This is a genomic window from Qipengyuania sp. SS22 (assembly GCF_025736935.1).
Classification (GTDB): Bacteria; Pseudomonadota; Alphaproteobacteria; order Sphingomonadales; family Sphingomonadaceae; genus Qipengyuania.
In genome coordinates, this window is record NZ_CP107048.1 from 2,270,960 (window position 1) to 2,288,154 (window position 17,195).

Here is a 17,195-nt window from a genome sequence, read left to right on the forward strand (position 1 = left end):
ACCTCTTGTAGCGTTCAGGAAGCCGCACACAGGCTTCCTCCCCGAAGAAGCGGGCACCCTAACGGCTTGCGCGCTCATGTGAAGCATTAGTTACACTCGTGACCGGCTGGTGCGCGAATGGCGGTTTGCCCGGGAACCTTGCGCGCTCCGGTGTATTATGGCACTGATGCAGTCAGCTTCGGGGAACATGTGATGCGCAACCAGTCCAAGCCGGTCTATCTCAAGCTGCGCGACATGATCGCAGCCGCGATTATCGACGGACGCTATGCCGAAGGCGATATGCTGCCTTCGGTCCGCGCGCTGGCCGCCGAACAGGGCGCCAATCCGCTGACCGTCGCGAAGGCCTACCAGCAGTTCCAGAACGACGGCCTGGTCGAGGTCCAGCGCGGGGTCGGCATGTATGTCGTCGATGGCGCGGCCGAACGCCTGCGCCGGTCCGAACGCGACGCTTTCCTGCGCGAGGAATGGCCCGAGATCAGGGCGCGGATGGACCGCCTCGGCGTCTCGGCCAGCGAACTGCTTGCCGAAGCCTGAAGGCCGGGCTGAAATTTACAGCTGTGAACTTGCGGGGAACCGCGGCTTCTGCCACAACCAGCAGATTGGAATCGGGCAAGAAAGCATGATTTCGGTGGGGCGCGCGGTAATAACCCATTTGTGGCCGAATGGGCCAGGAGACGCCAAATGATCCGATCCGAACTTCTTGCTGCCCTTGCCCAGGATAATCCCGAGCTGCGGGCCGAGGAGGTCGAACAGGTCGTGGACGTCTTCTTCGAAGAAATCGCCCAACGCCTGAGCGAAGGCGGACGCGTCGAACTGCGGGGTTTCGGCGCCTTTTCGACGCGCGAACGCGAAGCGCGCAAGGGCCGCAACCCGCGCACCGGCGAAACGGTCGATGTGCCCGCCAAGCGCGTACCGTATTTCAAGCCCGGCAAGGACATGCGTCGCCGTCTCAACGACGATTGACGTTTCCCTATAGCTCAAGATCGATGATTGCCCGCCCGCCGGGCAGCGATTAGGGCTGCTTGCCGCAAGCGGGTGTGGCGGAATGGTAGACGCCGGGGACTTAAAATCCCCTGTCCTTTGGACGTGTGGGTTCGAGTCCCACCACCCGCACCAGCACTGTTGCACCTCGTTCGATGAAGAAAACGCGCCCTACCGCGAATTATTCGCAAAGGGCTTATCTCCGCGTTAACCCCTAAGGTTATATTAGGAAGCTTCAAAGGATCGCTGGGCCAGGGAACCATTGCAGACAAGCCGTAGCTGCGGGTATCTGGAGAATTTAGGGGCGATGGAATTTACCACCGAACTCCACATGGACGATAACGCTTCTTCGACCGGACCCGACCAGCGTGCTGCGCCGCGCTTCATCTCGCTTATCCGCGCGGCGAAGCTGGTGTGCGGACAGGGCGAGTTCGTCTGCGTTATCCGCGATGTCTCGGCGACAGGCGTGTCCGTGCGCACCTTCCATTGCTTGCCGACCGACGCGGCGATCGCGCTCGAATTGCAGAACGGCGAAACCTACGAGCTTGAACTGGTCCGCTCCGAAGGCTTCGAAGCCAGCTATCGGTTCACCACCCCGATCGCGGTCGAACAGCTGATCCAGGAAGACTGGGGCTACCCCAAGCGCCAGCTGCGTCTCAACATCATGCTTCCGCTGGTGGTCTCCGCGCTGACCGGCCGCGGCAAGGCGGTTACGCTCAACATCTCGCAGCAGGGCGCGCGGATCGAATGCGACCATGTCTTCTCGATCGACCAGCGCGTGACGATTTCGTGCGATGAGTTGCCCGACATCCGCTGCACGGTCCGCTGGCGCAAAGATGCCAATTACGGGTTGGTGTTCGAGGATACCTTTACGCTGGCCGACTTCGCCAAGCTGGCCGCCAAGGTGCAATGTCCCGCGCTGTTGCAGGACCAGCGGTAATACGCGCTGCTGCTCGGGGTGTAGCCGTCACGCTCGATCGACCGTTAATCTAGCTAGCCACGAAATCCATTGCGGCGCCATTGATACAATGGCGCTTGCCGGTTGGCTTGGGGCCATCGTTGAAGATATGGCCCAGATGCCCGCCGCAATCGGCGCAATGCACTTCGGTGCGCGGATAGCCGATCTTGTAATCGCTAGCGGTGCCGACCGCGCCCTTGTCGATGGCTCGCCAGAAGCTGGGCCAACCCGTTTTCGAATCGTATTTGGCCTTTGAGCTGTAAAGCGCGTTACCGCAGCCCGCACAGGTGAAGGTGCCCGCCCGGTGTTCGTCATTGAGCGACGAGGAATAAGGCCGTTCAGTCCCCGCCTGGCGCAGGATTGCGAATTCCTGCTTGCTCAGCCGCTGGCGCCATTCGGCAGCGGTGTGCTTTACCCGGAAATCCTTCGCCTCCGCCGCGCCCGAACCGCAAGCTGTCAGCGCTGTAAAGCCGGCAGAGACACCGATCCAGCCAAGCAGGCGGCGGCGGTCGAGAGACAGGTCGGTCATCGTTGGCGGTTTCATGGCGTGGAGGAATAGCCCCCCACGCCTGAACCTACGCTTGAACCGCGTTCCGGGTTACACGCCGCGGTCAGAAATCGGTGACCTCGACCTCGAGCTTGCGGAAGCCGTGGACGAAATTCGCCCGTACGCGTTCGATGTCGCCCGCGACATGCACGCGGATGCGGCGCTTGTGCATTTCCTCGAGCAGGACGCGCAGCTGGAGTTCGGCAAGCCGCGCACCGACGCAGCGGTGGATGCCGTATCCGAAGGCGATGTTGCGACGGGCATTCTCGCGCGTCAGGTCGAGCTTGTCGGGATTCTCGAACACCTCCTCGTCGCGATTGGCCGAGAGATACCACAGCACGACCTTGTCGCCCTTCTTGATCGTCTGGCCGAACACTTCGGTATCCTCGGTGCAGGTGCGGCGCATATGCGCCAGCGGGGTCTGCATACGGAGCATTTCCTGCACCGCATTGGGGATCACGTCGGGGTTCTGTTCGAACAGCTTGCGCTGCTCGGGGTTCTTGTCGAGTTGATAAACGAAGCCGCTCATCGAATTGCGCGTCGTGTCGTTGCCGCCCACGATCAGCAGGATCAGATTGCCCATGAATTCCTGCGGGCTCATCTGGTTCATGGCTTCCGAATGGATCATCATCGAAATGAGATCGTCGCCCGGCTCCTTGTCATGCGTGCGCTCGATCCACAGCGACTGGAAATAGGCGGCCATTTCATTGAGGAAGCCCCAGCGCATCTCGTCGAGATCGCGCACGGTGGCGAGCTCGGTATCGCCCGCCCAATCGGACCAGAAGGTCAGCAGGCGGCGGTCTTCCCAAGGGAAGCCGAACAGGATCGCGAGCATACCGGTGGTCAGTTCGATCGAGACCTTGTCGACCCAGTCGAATACTTCCCCTCGCGGCAGGCTGTCGAGCAGTTCGCCGGTGCGCTGGCGGATCTCGCCTTCCATCTCGGCCATGCCGCTGGGAGTGAACTTGGGCGCGACGGTGCGCCGCTGGCCGGTGTGCTGCGGGCGGTCCATGGCGATGAACATCGGCAGCTCGCGCCGCTCCTCGATACCCGCCTCGGCCAGCTCTTCATCGGTCAGCCGGTTGAGGATGGTGATCCCGCCATGCTCCCAGCTCGACGAAAAGACATCGGGCAGCGCCTCGATATGCTGGATCGCCTTGTGGCCAACCACCGCCCAATAGGGCCCGAACGGGCTTTCGGGGATGTAATGCAGCGGGCCGGCTTCGCGCATCTCCTTGAAGATCGGCTGCCAGGTGTTCTCCGCATAGATGTCGCTGCGGCTGACATCCCATTTGTGCGGGTGGCTGAGGCGTTCCTCGGGATGCTCCGCAAAATGCTTTTTCAGCGCTTCATGCGCTCTGGGTTCGGTGCGGCATTGGGGGCGTTCGATTGCAGCAGTGGCCATGTTTCTCTCCTCGCGGGAGCGACTCCATCCGTCGCTCTCCCTCCTATGCGGCCCATCCTGCCTTAACTGACACGTGTGTCAATAGTGCGTTGCAAATCGCCACCCAACGATCTCGTTGTTTCAGGCGCGGAGGCTTACGCCGGCTCGGTCCCGCCGACATGACCCTTCACCGCGCGCCCGCCGCGGCCCGATTTCATCACCCGGCGCCGGAAGATCGTCGCCCCGAAGCGGACGAACAGGATCACGCATAGCGCCTGCCAGCCAAGCGCGAGTGCATGCGGCCACAGCGCGTCCGATTGCGCCGCGCGCGCAAGCATGGCGAAGGGCGAGGACAGCGGGAAAATCGCGGCGAACAGCTCCATCGGCGAACCGGGGCGGGTGATCGAGGACGCGGCAAGGAAAAACACCAGCAGCTGCGCCATGGTGACGGGCATCGACAGCGTCTGCACCTCGCGCACGGTCGTCGCCATCCCGCCAATCGTCAGGAACAGCGAGCCGAGCAGCAGATAACCCATCGCGAAATAGACAATCCCAAACAGCAGGAACAGCGGCCAGCCGAGCGCCGGTTCGGGCAGCTGCGGCAATGCGCTACCCGCCAGCAGGCCGATTGCCGCGCCCGCAGTGGCCCAGACGGCAATGCCCACGAGGCTGATACCCAGCATGGCGGCAAGCTTGCCAAGGAACACCGCGTCCATCGGGATCGCAGCGGCGAGCACTTCGATGATCTTGTTGGCTTTTTCCTCGACGAGGTTGGACAGCACCATGCCCGCCAGCAGCATCATCAACAGGAACAGCAGCAACTGCCCCGCCTGCGCGGTGCGGATGCGGTCGCTGCGCTGCGCGGCGACGCTGGTCGCGACGGGGCGCGCGGCAACTTCGGGATAGGCGGTCGCGGTGCCCGTACCGGCATCGGCGGCGATCAGCGCGACCGGCCCGCTCCAGTAATCGATCGCGTCTGCCGGCGCGGTCAGCGCGGGCGCGGCCACCGTGCCGCTGATCACGGCGGTGTAGTTTTTGCCCGGCTCGCGCAGGATCTGTTCCGGCGAGGCCGCGCTCGCGTTCGGCTGGAGTTCGGGCAGCGCCATGCCGATCTGCGGGGCGAGTCGCGCGCGTGCGGCGATCATCGCCTGCGTGTCGGCCTCGTCCATGGCCACCGCGATGACGCGGGTATTGGCATCGCGTTGCACTTGCCCCCCGATCCCGCCTGCCAGCGCGCCGATTACGATCGGGAACAGCGGGCCCAGCAGGAAGAAGAAAAAGGCGCGACTGAAGAGGATCGCGTGGAAATCACGCTTGGCCACGACACGCGCGGCTTCGAACAGCGTCAGGCGAGTGGTGTCGGTCATCGCGTGGCTCCTGCAGCCTGGCCTTCCTCGAGCGCGCGTGCCGCCGCTTCACCGGCAATCTCGACGAAGGCATCATGCAGTCCGGCGCGTTCGATCGACAGCGACAGGATACCCGCTTCGCCATCGATCAGCTGCTTGAGCAAGGCCTCGATCCCCGTCTCGGGAACGGGGAAGAACCAGAAATCGCTGCCATCCCCCTTGGCATTATGGCGTGCATCCGCGGGGAGCGCCGCGCGCCACGCGCCGTTGCGCTGGCGCGTCTCGAGCCGGACCTGCGCGGGGATGCGGTCGCGGGCGGCATCGACCGACCCGGCATAGGGGACCTTGCCCCCGGCAATGATTGCGACCTCATCGCACAATCGCTCGGCGTGGTGGATGACATGGGTGGAGAAGATCACCGTGGTGCCATTGTCCGCCAATTCGCGAATCATCACTTCGAGCTTGCCCTGGTTGATCGCATCGAGCCCGCTGAAGGGTTCATCCAACACGACCAGTCGGGGGCGGTGGACCAGCGTGCCGAGCAATTGCACGGTCTGCGCCATGCCCTTCGACAGCTGGCGGATCTGCCGGTCGACCGCATGGCCGAGACCGTGGCGTTCGAGTAGTTCGCGCCCGCGCGCCTTGCCTTCGGCGGTGGGCAGGCCGCGCAAAGCGCCCATGAAGGCTATCGCTTCGTCGCATTTCATCGCCGGATAGAGCCCGCGTTCCTCGGGCAGGTAGCCGATCAGCTTGGCGACCTCGTGCGGACGGTCGTTGCCGAACACACGGCGCACCCCCTCGTCGGGATCGATAATACCCAGCAGCATGCGCAAGGTCGTGGTCTTGCCCGCGCCATTGGGTCCGAGGATGCCGTAAATGGCGCCTTCGGGCACGGCGATGTCGACGCCGTCGACCGCCAGCGTGCCGTCGAAGCGCTTGACCAGCCCGTGAGCCTCGATAGCGAGCGGGCGCTGGTCGCCTGCCTGGGGTCGCGTCATGGAGCCTGTGTCGGTAAGCATGCGCGCATGAGTAGTGGCTGGCAGTGAACGGGAGCACACGCAAGCGTGGTTAATGCGGAGTTGCAGGCGGAATTGCGCGCCGAGGCCCTCAGGCTGGGTTTCGTTGCTTGCGGATTTGCGTCCGCCGCGCCCGATCCGCAGCGCGCCGCGCGGCTCGAGCATTATCTGGGCGAGGGGCGCCATGGGGCGATGGACTGGATGGATGCGCGCAAACAGCAGCGCGCCTCGCCGCAAGGATTATGGCCCGAAGCCAACAGCGTGATCGCGCTGGGCATGAGCTATGCCCCCGATGTGGACCCGTTGGCGCTGGCCGATGCGCCGGAGAAAGCGCGCGTTTCGGTCTATGCGCAGGGGCGCGATTATCACGACGTGGTCAAGAAGGCGCTGAAAGCGCTGGCGCGCTGGCTGATCGCGCGCGCGCCAAAAAGCGAACTCAAGGTCTTCGTCGATACCGCGCCGGTGATGGAAAAGCCGCTGGGAGAGGCGGCCGGGATCGGCTGGCAGGGCAAGCACACCAATCTGGTCAGCCGGTCGCATGGCAGCTGGCTGTTCCTCGGCGCGATCTATTCGACGCTCGAATTTGCGCCCGACCAAGCGCATCCCGACCGCTGCGGTAATTGCCGTGCGTGTCAGGATGCCTGCCCGACCGATGCCTTCCCCGCGCCCTACCAGCTCGATGCGCGGCGCTGCATTTCCTACCTCACGATCGAGCACAAAGGGCCGATCCCCGAGGAGTTTCGCGAGGCGCTGGGCAATCGCATCTATGGCTGCGACGATTGCCTGGCAGTCTGCCCGTGGAACAAGTTTGCCGAGACGGCGCAGCGGCACATCAAACTGGCCCCGCGCGAGGAGTTGGTGGCACCCGATCTCGCCACTTTCCTGCAATTCGACGATGCGGGATTTCGGCAGTTCTTTTCGGGCTCGCCGATCAAGCGGGTCGGACGCGACCGCTTCGTGCGCAACTGCCTCTATGCGGCGGGGAACAGCGGTTCGGCGGCCCTGGCTCCGCTTGTCGAGGGACTGCGCGGCGATCCGGATCCCGCGGTTTCCGATGCTGCCGACTGGGCTGCCGCACAGCTCGCCTAACCCTTGCGGTAATCCCGGTCATGTTCGCCCAGTAGCGGGGCGGGTGACGGATCGGGGGCGTTCCAGGCGGAAAAGCGCGACGGTTCGCGCATCTCGACCAGTGCGCCCTCGCTGGGGTGTTCGCGCCGCATGAAAAAACCCGAGGCTTCGAGATGGGGCTCGTCCGCCATATCTGCCATGTCGCGCACCGGCATCGCGGGGATCGCATGGGAGTGCATCAGCGCAACGAGCTCGTCGGTGGCGAAACCGGCGGTGAGTTCGGCTATGCGGGCATAGAGCTCGGCCTGTCCGGCGATCAGCCCTTCGACCGTCGCGAACCGGGCTTCTCCCGCGAAGGCCTCGTCGCCCATCAGCGCGATCACCTTGGTGAAATGGTCGAGCCGGTAAGGCACGATGCTGACATATCCGTCGCGCGTCGGGAACGGCTGGCGATTGGGATCGACCTGGCGGCCATAGCAGGGCGGGCCGACCGGCGGGTCGAAGGTGTTCCCGCCGAGATGCTCTTTCAGCATGAAGCTGCTGAAGGCCTCGAACATCGGCACTTCGACATGCTGGCCTTGGCCCGTGCGCAGGCGGTGCACCACCGCGGCCATCACCGCATAGGCGGCGTGCAACCCCGCAACCTTGTCGGCGATCAGCGAGGGCAGATAGCGCGGTCGCTCATCGCCATCGGCGCGCGGCAGCAGGGTGGTGGTGCCGCTCGCCGCCTGGATTACGTCGTCATAGGCCTGGAGCCCGGCATAGGGGCCGCCCGAGCCGAAGCCGACGCAATGGACATAAATGAGGTCGGGCGCGAGCGCGCGCGCGCTGTCGTAATCGAAACCGAGCCGTTCGATAGCTTCGCCGCGGACGTTGTGGATGAAGATGTCCGCATCGGCGAGCAGGTCGCGCAGGATCGCCCGGTCGCCGTCCTGCTTGAGATCGAGCACGAGCGACCGCTTGCCGCGGTTGAGCGCAATGTATCCCGGGCCCATTGCCTTGCTGTGCGCGGATGGCGCGCCATAGCGGAACGCGTCGCCGCCGGGGGCTTCGACCTTGATGACCTCGGCGCCGAAATCGGCGAGAATCTGCGTGCAATAGGGTCCGAAGACGACCGAGGTCATGTCGATCACACGAAGCCCTTCGAGCATCGCGCGATCGTCCCCGGCTGCAATCACAGCATGTCCTTGAGCGGCACTGCAGCGTCGGCAAGCACTTCGGTATCCACTTCCGCGCGCGCCATCACCAGCTTGCGGCCCTGCGCGTAATCCTTGGTGTTGTTGACGCAATCGAGCGCGATCACCACGCCTTCGCGCAGGTAGACGACGCTGAACTTCTTCGTCGCCGGATCGCCGCGCAGCACGGTGGCGTCATAGCCGATCGATATGCCGACGGTCTGCAAGCGCAGATCGTACTGGTTCGACCAGAACCACGGCACCGCATCATAGGCCTGCTTGTCGCCCATGATCGCCTTGGCCGCGATGCTCGCCATGTCGGTGGCATTCTGGACCGATTCGAGCCGGATGACCTTATTGTCGGCATAGGGATTGGCGTGGCTGGCGCAGTCGCCAATGGCATAGATGTTGTCGAGCGTGGTGCGCCCGTAGGCATCGACATCGACTCCGTTCGAGCCCGCCGCACCCGCTGCAATCAGCGGACCCACCGATGGCACGATGCCGATCCCCGCGATAATCATGTCGCAGGCGATCGTCTCGCCGCTGTCGGTCATCACGCCGGTGACGCGGCCGTTTTCGCCGGTGATCGTCTCGACCGCGGTCGATAGCCGCAGGTCGACGCCTTGTTCGCGATGATAGGCGGCGTAGAACTCGGACAATTCGGGGCCCGCGACGCGCGCGAGCACGCGGTCGAGCACTTCGACCACGGTCACCTGGCAGTCGAGCTTGCGGAGCACCGCGGCCGCTTCGAGCCCGATATAGCCCGCCCCGACGATCACCGCGCGTTTTGCCCCGGCGGCGAGCTCTTCCCTGAGCGTATCGACATCGCGCCGTGTACGGACGTAGTGGATACCCATATTGTCGCTGCCCGGGCACGACATCCGGCGGGCATCGCCGCCGGCAGCCCAGATCAGCTTGCGGTAGGTAATCCGCGTATCGTCGGACAGGCCCAGCTCGCGCGCGACCGGGTCGACCTCGTTGACGTTGCGGCCCAGCCGCAGCGTGATGTCCTTGTCGGCCCAGAATTGCTCGGGGCGGATCTGGATGCGCTCGAACGGCTTTTCGCCCGCGAGGTATTCCTTCGACAGCGGGGGCCGCTCGTAGGGCGGATTGCGATCGCGGCTGACGATGAGGATCGACCCCTCATGGCCGTTCTGCCGCAATGCGATGGCGGCCTGGGCCCCGCCATGACCCGAGCCCACGATGACGATATCGAAATGTTCCATCGCCGCGCTGGCTGGCGCGAAAACGCCAGCCGGTCAAGCCCAGCCGGTCATGCCCGGGTCAGGTGTGGTGCTAGCGCCCGAGCAGGTTGCGCGCCATGCTCGCGACCTGCGCCAGCATGGCCGGGGCGACCGGCGACTGGCCCTGCGCCCGTGCGACCATGGTACGGAACCCGCGCACCGCGACCGTCTGCTCCTCGGCCCATTTGGCAACCGCGGCGGGCATGTCCTGCTTGGCATCCTTGCGCCGCGCAAGACGCCGCAGCAGTTCGAGCCGCATCTGCTGGAAATCGCGCGCGAGGCCCGACACCAGCAGGCGTTCCCACACATCCGAGGGGCTCATCAACGCGGCAGTCGACTGCGCCCAGTCGAGACCCAGGCGGCGGCCAACTTCGGTAAAGGCTTCGGTCAGGCCGATCGGGGCGATGCCCGTCTCGCTCGCCAGCTTGGCGAGGCCTACTGCGCCATCGAGATCGTAGAGATGCGCCACCCGCGCAGCGAGCGCTTCAGGCGCCCCGGCGGCGATCAGCTGGTCGCACAGGCGATCGGATTGCTGGCGCGATTCGGTGCTCAACAGCTCGGTGGTGGCGCCCGCCAGCTTGGCGACCGCCTTGCCGATATCACCCACCAGCGCGCTCGGGTCGACGTGACCCGAAGAGGTGCGCAGCACGTCCGAAATCAGATTTCCGGCTGCCGCAGCGATCCGGTCGAACAGCATCAGCCGGGCGCTTTCGGGCATCTTTGTGGCATCGATAGACGTCCATAGGTCGGGCAGGTCGAACAGGCGTTCGGCGGCGACGAAGGCCGCGGCCACCTGATCCAGCTCGACGCCTTCTTCTTCCGCCAGTTCGAAGGGATGGATCATCCCCATGCGGTTGACGATGCGATTGGCCAGTTTGGTCGCGACGATCTCGCGCCGCAGTTGGTGACCCGCGATCTGCGTCTTGTACTTCTTGCGCATCGGCTCGGGGAAGGCTTCGAACAGCGTTTCCTCGAGCAGCGCATCGTCGGTCAGGCTGCCACGTTCGATGGCATCCTGCAGCACCAGCTTGGACGAAGACAGCAGCACCGCGAGTTCGGGCCGGGTCAGACCTGCGCCATCGGCCGCGCGGCGTTGCAGCGTCTGGTCGTCGGCCAGACCCTCGGTCCGGCGATCGAGATTGCCGCCCGCCTCGAGCGTCTGGATGATATGTTGCTGCGAGGCCATCGCGCGGGCACCGCCGACTTCGGCGATCGAAAGCGCCAGCGCCTGCAGGCGATTGTCCTCGAGCACGATCCGCCCGACCTCGTCGGTCATCGATTCGAGCAGCGCGACACGCTTGGGCTCGCTGAGCTTGCCCGCGCGCTTGGCAGCGGCCAGGGCGATCTTGATATTGACCTCATTGTCCGAGCAATCGACGCCTGCCGAATTGTCGATGAAGTCGGTGTTCGAACGTCCGCCGCCATGCGCGAACTCGATCCGCCCCGCCTGCGTGATGCCGAGATTGGCGCCCTCGCCGATGACCTTGGCGCGGAGTTCCTTTGCATCCACGCGCAGCGCATCGTTGGCCGGGTCGCCGACCTGGACGTTATTCTCCTGCGACGCCTTGATATAGGTGCCGATGCCGCCGAACCAGATGAGGTCGACCGGCGCCTTCAGTATCGCCGAGATCAGCGCTTCCGGCTCGATCGTGCCCTGTTCGATGCCCAGCTTGGCCTGCATCACCTTGGACAGCTTGATGGTCTTGGCATCGCGCGCGAACACCCCGCCGCCCTTGGAGATCAGCGCGCTGTCGTAATCCTCCCAGCTCGAGCGGGGGAGCGCGAACAGGCGCTGGCGCTCGTCCCAGCTGGCCGCCGGGTCGGGATTCGGATCGAGGAAGATGTGGCGGTGATCGAAGGCGGCGACCAGCTTGATCGCCTTGGACAGCAGCATTCCGTTGCCGAAGACATCGCCCGACATATCGCCGCAGCCGACGACCTCGACGGACTCGCTCTGCACATCGACGTCCATCTCGAGGAAGTGGCGTTGTACGCTGACCCACGCGCCCTTGGCGGTAATGCCCATGGCCTTGTGGTCGTAGCCCTTCGAACCGCCGCTGGCGAAAGCGTCGTCGAGCCAGAAATCCTTCGCCTCGGCGATCGCATTGGCGACATCGGAGAAGGTCGCGGTGCCCTTGTCTGCGGCGACCACGAAATAGGGGTCCTCGCCATCGGTGATGACGATCTTTTCCGGGTGGACGACCTTGTCGTCGACGATGTTGTCGGTGACCGACAGCAGCGTGCGGATAAAGGTTTCGTAGCTGCCGCGCCCCTCGGCGGCCCAGCCTTCGCGGTCGAGCGCCGGATTGGGCAGCTGCTTGGGGTAGAACCCACCCTTGGCGCCGGTCGGCACGATCACCGCGTTCTTCACCCGCTGCGCTTTCATCAGCCCGAGGATTTCGGTGCGGAAATCGTCGCGCCGGTCCGACCAGCGCAGGCCGCCGCGGGCGACGGGGCCGCTGCGCAGATGGATACCCTCGACCCGGCGCGAATAGACGAAAATTTCGCGATAGGGGATCGGTTTGGGCAGATTGGGGACCTTGGCCGAGTTGATCTTGAAGGCCAGCGCCTCGGCCGCCGCGGGGGCGAAGGCATTGGTGCGCAGGATCGCGTCGATCAGCGAATTGTAAAGCCTGAGCAGGCGGTCGTCATTGATCGCCTTGACCTTGGCGAGGCCTCGCTTGATCGCGGCGCGCGCGTCCTCGACCGCCTTCTCGCGACCAGTGCCGAAGTCGGGATCGTGGCGCGCGGTGAACAGCGCGATCAGCGCGCGGGTCACGTCGGGTGCCGCAGCCAGCGCGTCGACCACGGTATAGATGGTGAAGCCCATGCCCGCCTGCCGCAAATAGCGGTAGAAGGCGCGCAGCCAGTTCGCCTCGCGCGCGGACAGGCCTGCTTCGGGCACTAGCCGGTTGAAGGGGTCGTTTTCCGCTTCGCTGTTGAGGACGGCGCTGACGGCTTCCTCGATCGCTTCGGAACGGTCGATCAACGTCTTGGGATCGGCGCCCGGCTTCAGGTCGAGCAGGAAATCGTGGATCGTCCCCAACCGCCCCTCGTCGAGCACGGTGGGCATTTCTGACCGCACGTAGAAACCGAAATCCTCGAGCGCTGGCACGCCTTCGGACAGCGGCAGGCTGCCTTCGGACTGGTAGAGCTTGAGCCGCAGGCATCCCTGCACCTCGCGGTCGCAGAAATACATCCGCGCACCGCGCACCACTTCCTCGCTTTCCACGCTCGCGCCGAGGTGGTGGAGGCGCGCAATGTCGAGCGCCGCCTCGCGCGGGCCGTAGCGGCCACGGAAACCGGTGGGGAAATGGTCGGCGAAGCGCATGGCGAGGCCCGCTGCGCGGCTGGGTTCCTCGATCGTGCCAAGCTCGGCCTCGACCGCTTCGCCCCAGCCGCGCAGCAGCGTTTGCATCTGCTCCTCAAGCTGCGCCTGGTCGGGGGCCTGGTCACCATCGCGAATGTCGAACACGAAGCGGATCGTGGCGAGATTGCCGCCTTCGACCTCGAGGCTCCAGTCGAGCAGCCGCGCCGAAGCGGCTTCTTCGAGCAGCGCCTGGATTTCCAGTCGGACCTGCGTCGCGACCATGTCGCGCGGCAGCCAGGCGAAGGCGAAGAGGTGGCGGGCCAGGGGGGCCTCGACCAACGCGAGGCGCGGACGCGGGCGGTCGACCAGGCTCATCATCGTCGTCGCGACGCGCTCGACGTCCTTTTCGGAGAACCCGATCAGCAGATCGTGCGGGAGCGTGGTCAGCGCATGCACCAGCGCCTTGCCGGCATGCCCGGTATCATCGAACCCGTGACGGCTGCGCAGCGTATCGAGCTGGCGGCGCAGGCGCGGCACGCTGCGCGGCGGCGCGGCGAGCGCGGCGCTGGTCCAGACCCCGGCATGGACCGAGAGCGCGACCGGTTGGCCCTGCTCCTCGATCGGCACGATGAGCAGGTCGAGCGGGACGCGGCGATGCACGTTGCTGAGATGGTTGGCCTTGATGATCAGCGGACGGCGCTGGTCGGTGCCCGCTTCGAACCAGGCAAAAGCACGCTCGTAGGAGGCTTCGGCAAGCAGGGCTTGCGCGCTGCGGCGGCAGATGCCCAGCTCGTCTTCCTGGCGCCCGTCGCGGTGGCGGGTGACGTGACCCAGCTGGGTCAACATGCCCGAATTGAGCCAGTCGAGCAGTTCCGCCCCTTCATTGTCGGTTGCCGCGATCCGCTTGGCATCGCTCGCCATGGCGTCCTGCAGCGCGGGCCAGTCAGTGACTGCCGCGCGCACGTCGGCGAGCGTTTCCTTGAGCGTTTCCTGCAACTGGCGGCGGGTCTTGGCATCGACTCGCGCCGCCTCGATGTAGATCATCGATTCCCAATAGGCTTCGTCCGGATCGCCATCGGGGATGCCGATAAGCCGTCCCTTGTCGTCGCGCTCGACGGGAATGACCGGGTGGACCAGTCGGTCGATCGACAGGCCCAGCGCGGCAATCGTCGCAGCGACCGAATCAACCAGGAAGGGCATGTCGTCATTGACGATCGCAATGCGGGTCAGGCGGCGTTCGTCGCTAACGCTTTCGATCGCCATGGCCGAACGTCCAAGCGTACGCTGGATGGCCAATTGCCCGACGAATTGCGCGGCGTCACCAAGCTGCGCCTTGTCGAACGGCGTATCGCCGCTGAGCAGCGACAGGCGCATTCTCTCGGTGATCGCATTCTGGAGGGTTTTCGGAAGGGCGGCAGTTGTCGAACCCATAAGGGGCCTCTCTCCTTGCGGCGCATGATCGTTTCCGCGCCGCGAAATATCCGAGTCGTGTGCGCCACGACCTGCGCGCCGCGCCTAGGCCCGTTGCAGGCGGGCTGCAAGGTGCTGTGCGCGCAAAAGTGCAATCGTATGCGCACCGCCATACGGTCCGCCGACGCTACGGCACGCCTAGTCCGTCAGCACATCCATCGCGAGTTCCAGCGCCCGGCATCGTGCGACGGGATCGAACATGCTGCCGCCGAAGACGATCTCGTCGGCGCCGGTCCGTTCGATAAAGGCACGCACCGCTTGGGCGGCCTGTCCCGGTGTGCCGATCGCGCTGGCCTGGCCGATATGCGCAAGCATGGCCTGCGCTTGTGACGGCAGGCCGGCGCGATAGCCGCGGACCGGCGGCGGCAGCTTGCCCGGCGTGCCGGTGCGTAGCGCGACAAAGGCCTGCAATTGCGAGCTGGCGAGATATTCGGCCTCGTCCTCGCTATCGGCGACGAACAGGTTCATCGCCGCCATCACATGCGGTGCGGGGCAGGCTTCGGAGGGCTGGAAATCGCGCCGGTAAAGTTCGAGCGCGCCATCGAGGTGGTCGGGTGCGAAATGGCTGGCAAAGGCATAGGGCAGGCCCAGCTTGGCGGCGAGCTGGGCGCCGAACAGGCTCGATCCGAGCATCCAGAATTCGGGCCGCGCGCCAAGGCCCGGGGTTGGATGGATGGCAGTTTCGCCCGCCATCAACGCCATCAGCTCGACCACGTCCTGCGGGAACATTTCGGCGGCGCGATGCAGATCCTTGCGCAATGCACGCTGCAATTCGGGGCCCGCTCCGGGTGCCCGGCCAAGCCCGAGATCGATCCGCCCGGGAAACAGCGCATCGAGCGTCCCGAACTGTTCGGCGATCTGGAACGGTGTGTGGTTGGGCAGCATGATCCCGCCCGACCCGATCCGGATGGTCGAGGTGGCATTGCCGATATGCGCCAGCACGACCGCAGTCGCCCCGCCGGCAATCCCGACCATGGCATGGTGCTCGGCCACCCAGAAACGCTTGCAGCCGGCCTTTTCGGCGGTTTGCGCGAGCATGGTCGCGGCATCGAACGCCTCGCCCAGCGTACCGCCCTCGCGGACGGGGACGAGATCGAGAACGGAGAAATCGGTCATGATGCAAGCTGCTCCAGATAGGTCCGGGCCCGGGTGGCCTCGGTGCTTTGCGGCGCGACCAGCAATACCGATTCGAAGCTGCGCCGGGCTTCCTCGTCGCGCCCCGACAGGGCGGCGATCACACCCGCCTCGAGCCCGACTGCGGGATCTTGCGGGGACAGCAAGGCGGCCTGCGCAATCTGTTCGCGCGCTTCGCCAAGCCGTTCGAGCCGCCGCGAGAGCGTGGCCGAGAGCAGCCAGGCGCGAGCATTGGCGGGGTCCGCTCCGCGCGCGCTGGCCAGTGCAGCCACCGCGGCTTCGTTACGGCCTAGGGCAACCAGCGCGCGGGCGCGGTCGACCGAGACGCTGCCCATGAGCGGCGCATCGGCAGCATCGGTCGCGTAGTTTACCGCGCGGGCGAAGGCGATTTCGGCAATGGCGGGATTGCCCTGCGCCATCGCGGCATTGCCCGACATCGCCGCAAGCCGCGCCTGGTAGGCGGGCGCACCAGAAGGAACTTCGCCGACGGCAAGATCGAAGGCGCGCTGGGCTTCGGTAAAATCCTCCAGCCGCACCAGCGCGAGGCCGAGGCAATGCGCCGATTGGGCCAGTTCCAGCTGGTTCGCGGCGGTCTCGCGCCAGGCCTGCGCCATATTGCTGGCGGCTTCGGCATCCTCGGTGGCGAGTGTAACGCATTCGGCCAACTTGCTACCCGAGGTGCCCGTGGCGCCGACGGGTGCAGTCGCGCGCTCGCGTGCGGGGCGATCGCGCAATTCCTCGGGCAGTCCGGGGAAGGCGTCGGCGCCAGGGTTGGGGCCGACCTGCAGGATCAGCAGGGCGATGGCGGAGGCAATCATACAGGGCCTTTCGAAAGCGCGTCGACGGTGCGGAGCAGCAGGGCGATGTCCTGCTCGCGCGACAAGCGGTGGTCGCCGTCCTTTACCAGCGTGACCTGTACATCGTCCGAACGCAGCGCGGCGGCGAGCCGCAGGCTGATGTCCCACGGCACATCCGGATCGCGCTGGCCGTGGATCAGCCGCACGGGTGCGGTGATGGGGATCTCGCCGCCGAGCAGGAGCTGCGCTTGCCCATCGCTGAAGAAGCCCGGGTGCAGCGGTGTGGGCTCGGGTCCGTAGGGGTTCTCGTCGTAGATGGTTTCGCCCGCGATCAGCTTCGCCTTGTCGGCATCGGACCGCCCCCAATCGGTGAAATCGGGTGCCGGGGCGAGGCCAACCAGCCCGGCCAATTGCCCGCCAAGCGTTTGCCCGACGGACAGCATCAGCCAGCCGCCCATGGACGATCCGAGGACGATCACCGGCCCGCTGATCAGGGCATCGACCAGCGCCAGAACCTCTTCGCACCAGCGCGAGAGCGTGCCGTCGGCAAAGTCACCCTCGCTTGCACCGCAGCCCGAATAGTCGAGCAGCAGGCACGCCTGCCCCCGCGCCTGCGCCCATTCGAACACGGCGGTCGCCTTGCCGCCCGCCATGTCGGACATATAGCCCGGCAGGAACACCAGCGCGGGCCCGGCGCCCGGCGTGAAGCGATAGGCGATGCGCCCGCGATCGGGCATGGCGTGGAACTGGATATCGCTCATTTGC

The 17,195-nt window shown here is 65.5% G+C and carries 14 protein-coding genes and 1 tRNA gene; 5 read left to right on the plus strand and 10 right to left on the minus strand.

The genetic code is table 11. The features are described from left to right. Positions 1-192: 192 nt before the first annotated feature. From N6L26_RS11395 to N6L26_RS11410, 4 genes are all read left to right on the plus strand, one after another. Complete coding sequence (locus tag N6L26_RS11395) at positions 193-534, plus strand: GntR family transcriptional regulator (protein ID WP_253523079.1); 342 nt, start codon at positions 193-195, stop codon at positions 532-534. A gap of 48 nt (positions 535-582) precedes the next feature. After that, positions 583-963, plus strand: coding sequence for an integration host factor subunit beta (locus N6L26_RS11400; RefSeq protein ID WP_263607306.1), 381 nt, complete (start codon positions 583-585; stop codon positions 961-963). A 68-nt stretch (positions 964-1,031) separates the two neighbouring features. Beyond that, a tRNA-Leu gene (locus N6L26_RS11405) sits at positions 1,032-1,116 on the plus strand. Between the two features lie 172 nt (positions 1,117-1,288). After that, positions 1,289-1,921: a PilZ domain-containing protein gene (locus N6L26_RS11410; protein WP_263605680.1), complete on the plus strand. Its 633-nt coding sequence runs from the start codon at positions 1,289-1,291 to the stop codon at positions 1,919-1,921. Positions 1,922-1,970: 49 nt separating this feature from the next. Here the strand turns inward: N6L26_RS11410 and msrB are convergent, their stop codons facing one another. The 4 genes from msrB to N6L26_RS11430 all read right to left on the minus strand — a co-directional run bounded on the left by msrB (position 1,971) and on the right by N6L26_RS11430 (position 6,214). Then, a complete protein-coding gene (msrB, locus tag N6L26_RS11415; RefSeq protein ID WP_263605681.1) occupies positions 1,971-2,468 on the minus strand; it encodes a peptide-methionine (R)-S-oxide reductase MsrB in 498 nt (165 codons plus the stop codon). Positions 2,469-2,550: 82 nt separating this feature from the next. Continuing rightward, the gene (locus tag N6L26_RS11420) at positions 2,551-3,891 is read right to left on the minus strand and encodes a cytochrome P450 (protein ID WP_263605682.1); all 1,341 of its coding nucleotides are present in this window, start codon (positions 3,889-3,891) and stop codon (positions 2,551-2,553) included. Positions 3,892-4,025: 134 nt separating this feature from the next. Then, a complete protein-coding gene (locus N6L26_RS11425) occupies positions 4,026-5,237 on the minus strand; it encodes an ABC transporter permease (RefSeq protein WP_263605683.1) in 1,212 nt (403 codons plus the stop codon). Continuing rightward, the gene (locus N6L26_RS11430) at positions 5,234-6,214 is read right to left on the minus strand and encodes an ABC transporter ATP-binding protein (RefSeq protein ID WP_263605684.1); all 981 of its coding nucleotides are present in this window, start codon (positions 6,212-6,214) and stop codon (positions 5,234-5,236) included. Before N6L26_RS11430 ends, N6L26_RS11425 begins: the two co-directional genes overlap by 4 nt. Before the next feature lie 66 nt (positions 6,215-6,280). On the opposite strand from N6L26_RS11430, the gene queG reads away from it, so the two are divergent. Beyond that, positions 6,281-7,321 (plus strand): tRNA epoxyqueuosine(34) reductase QueG, encoded by a 1,041-nt coding sequence (gene queG, locus N6L26_RS11435; RefSeq protein ID WP_263605685.1) that lies wholly within the window; start codon positions 6,281-6,283, stop codon positions 7,319-7,321. Here the strand turns inward: queG and N6L26_RS11440 are convergent. The 6 genes from N6L26_RS11440 to N6L26_RS11465 all read right to left on the minus strand — a co-directional run bounded on the left by N6L26_RS11440 (position 7,318) and on the right by N6L26_RS11465 (position 17,191). Continuing rightward, positions 7,318-8,478 (minus strand): CaiB/BaiF CoA transferase family protein, encoded by a 1,161-nt coding sequence (locus N6L26_RS11440; RefSeq protein WP_263605686.1) that lies wholly within the window; start codon positions 8,476-8,478, stop codon positions 7,318-7,320. The two genes, queG and N6L26_RS11440, sit on opposite strands and share 4 nt — an antisense overlap. Next, entirely contained in the window at positions 8,475-9,701 is a 1,227-nt protein-coding gene (locus tag N6L26_RS11445) for an NAD(P)/FAD-dependent oxidoreductase (RefSeq protein ID WP_263605687.1), read from the minus strand. The genes N6L26_RS11440 and N6L26_RS11445 overlap by 4 nt, the downstream gene beginning before the upstream one ends. 70 nt (positions 9,702-9,771) lie before the next feature. Next, positions 9,772-14,460 carry an NAD-glutamate dehydrogenase gene (locus N6L26_RS11450; protein ID WP_263605688.1) on the minus strand — a complete coding sequence of 1,563 codons (4,689 nt, stop codon included), beginning with the start codon at positions 14,458-14,460 and terminating at the stop codon, positions 9,772-9,774. Between the two features lie 177 nt (positions 14,461-14,637). Further along, the gene (locus tag N6L26_RS11455; RefSeq protein ID WP_263605689.1) at positions 14,638-15,615 is read right to left on the minus strand and encodes an LLM class flavin-dependent oxidoreductase; all 978 of its coding nucleotides are present in this window, start codon (positions 15,613-15,615) and stop codon (positions 14,638-14,640) included. Then, a complete protein-coding gene (locus N6L26_RS11460) occupies positions 15,612-16,451 on the minus strand; it encodes a tetratricopeptide repeat protein (protein WP_263605690.1) in 840 nt (279 codons plus the stop codon). The genes N6L26_RS11455 and N6L26_RS11460 overlap by 4 nt, the downstream gene beginning before the upstream one ends. Next, positions 16,448-17,191, minus strand: a complete 744-nt coding sequence (locus tag N6L26_RS11465; protein WP_263605691.1) for an alpha/beta hydrolase — start codon at positions 17,189-17,191, stop codon at positions 16,448-16,450. Before N6L26_RS11465 ends, N6L26_RS11460 begins: the two co-directional genes overlap by 4 nt. Between the last annotated feature and the right edge of the window lie 4 nt (positions 17,192-17,195).

Bases quoted from the DNA above. Each gene is read 5' to 3' on its own strand.
- N6L26_RS11460 (WP_263605690.1), bottom strand. From the start codon at position 16,451: ATGATTGCCTCCGCCATCGCCCTGCTGATCCTGCAGGTCGGCCCCAAC.
- msrB (WP_263605681.1), bottom strand. From the start codon at position 2,468: ATGACCGACCTGTCTCTCGACCGCCGCCGCCTGCTTGGCTGGATCGGT.
- N6L26_RS11420 (WP_263605682.1), bottom strand. From the start codon at position 3,891: ATGGCCACTGCTGCAATCGAACGCCCCCAATGCCGCACCGAACCCAGA.
- N6L26_RS11455 (WP_263605689.1), bottom strand. From the start codon at position 15,615: ATGACCGATTTCTCCGTTCTCGATCTCGTCCCCGTCCGCGAGGGCGGT.
- N6L26_RS11410 (WP_263605680.1), top strand. From the start codon at position 1,289: ATGGAATTTACCACCGAACTCCACATGGACGATAACGCTTCTTCGACC.
- N6L26_RS11425 (WP_263605683.1), bottom strand. From the start codon at position 5,237: ATGACCGACACCACTCGCCTGACGCTGTTCGAAGCCGCGCGTGTCGTG.
- N6L26_RS11430 (WP_263605684.1), bottom strand. From the start codon at position 6,214: ATGACGCGACCCCAGGCAGGCGACCAGCGCCCGCTCGCTATCGAGGCT.
- N6L26_RS11445 (WP_263605687.1), bottom strand. From the start codon at position 9,701: ATGGAACATTTCGATATCGTCATCGTGGGCTCGGGTCATGGCGGGGCC.
- N6L26_RS11395 (WP_253523079.1), top strand. From the start codon at position 193: ATGCGCAACCAGTCCAAGCCGGTCTATCTCAAGCTGCGCGACATGATC.
- N6L26_RS11465 (WP_263605691.1), bottom strand. From the start codon at position 17,191: ATGAGCGATATCCAGTTCCACGCCATGCCCGATCGCGGGCGCATCGCC.
- N6L26_RS11450 (WP_263605688.1), bottom strand. From the start codon at position 14,460: ATGGGTTCGACAACTGCCGCCCTTCCGAAAACCCTCCAGAATGCGATC.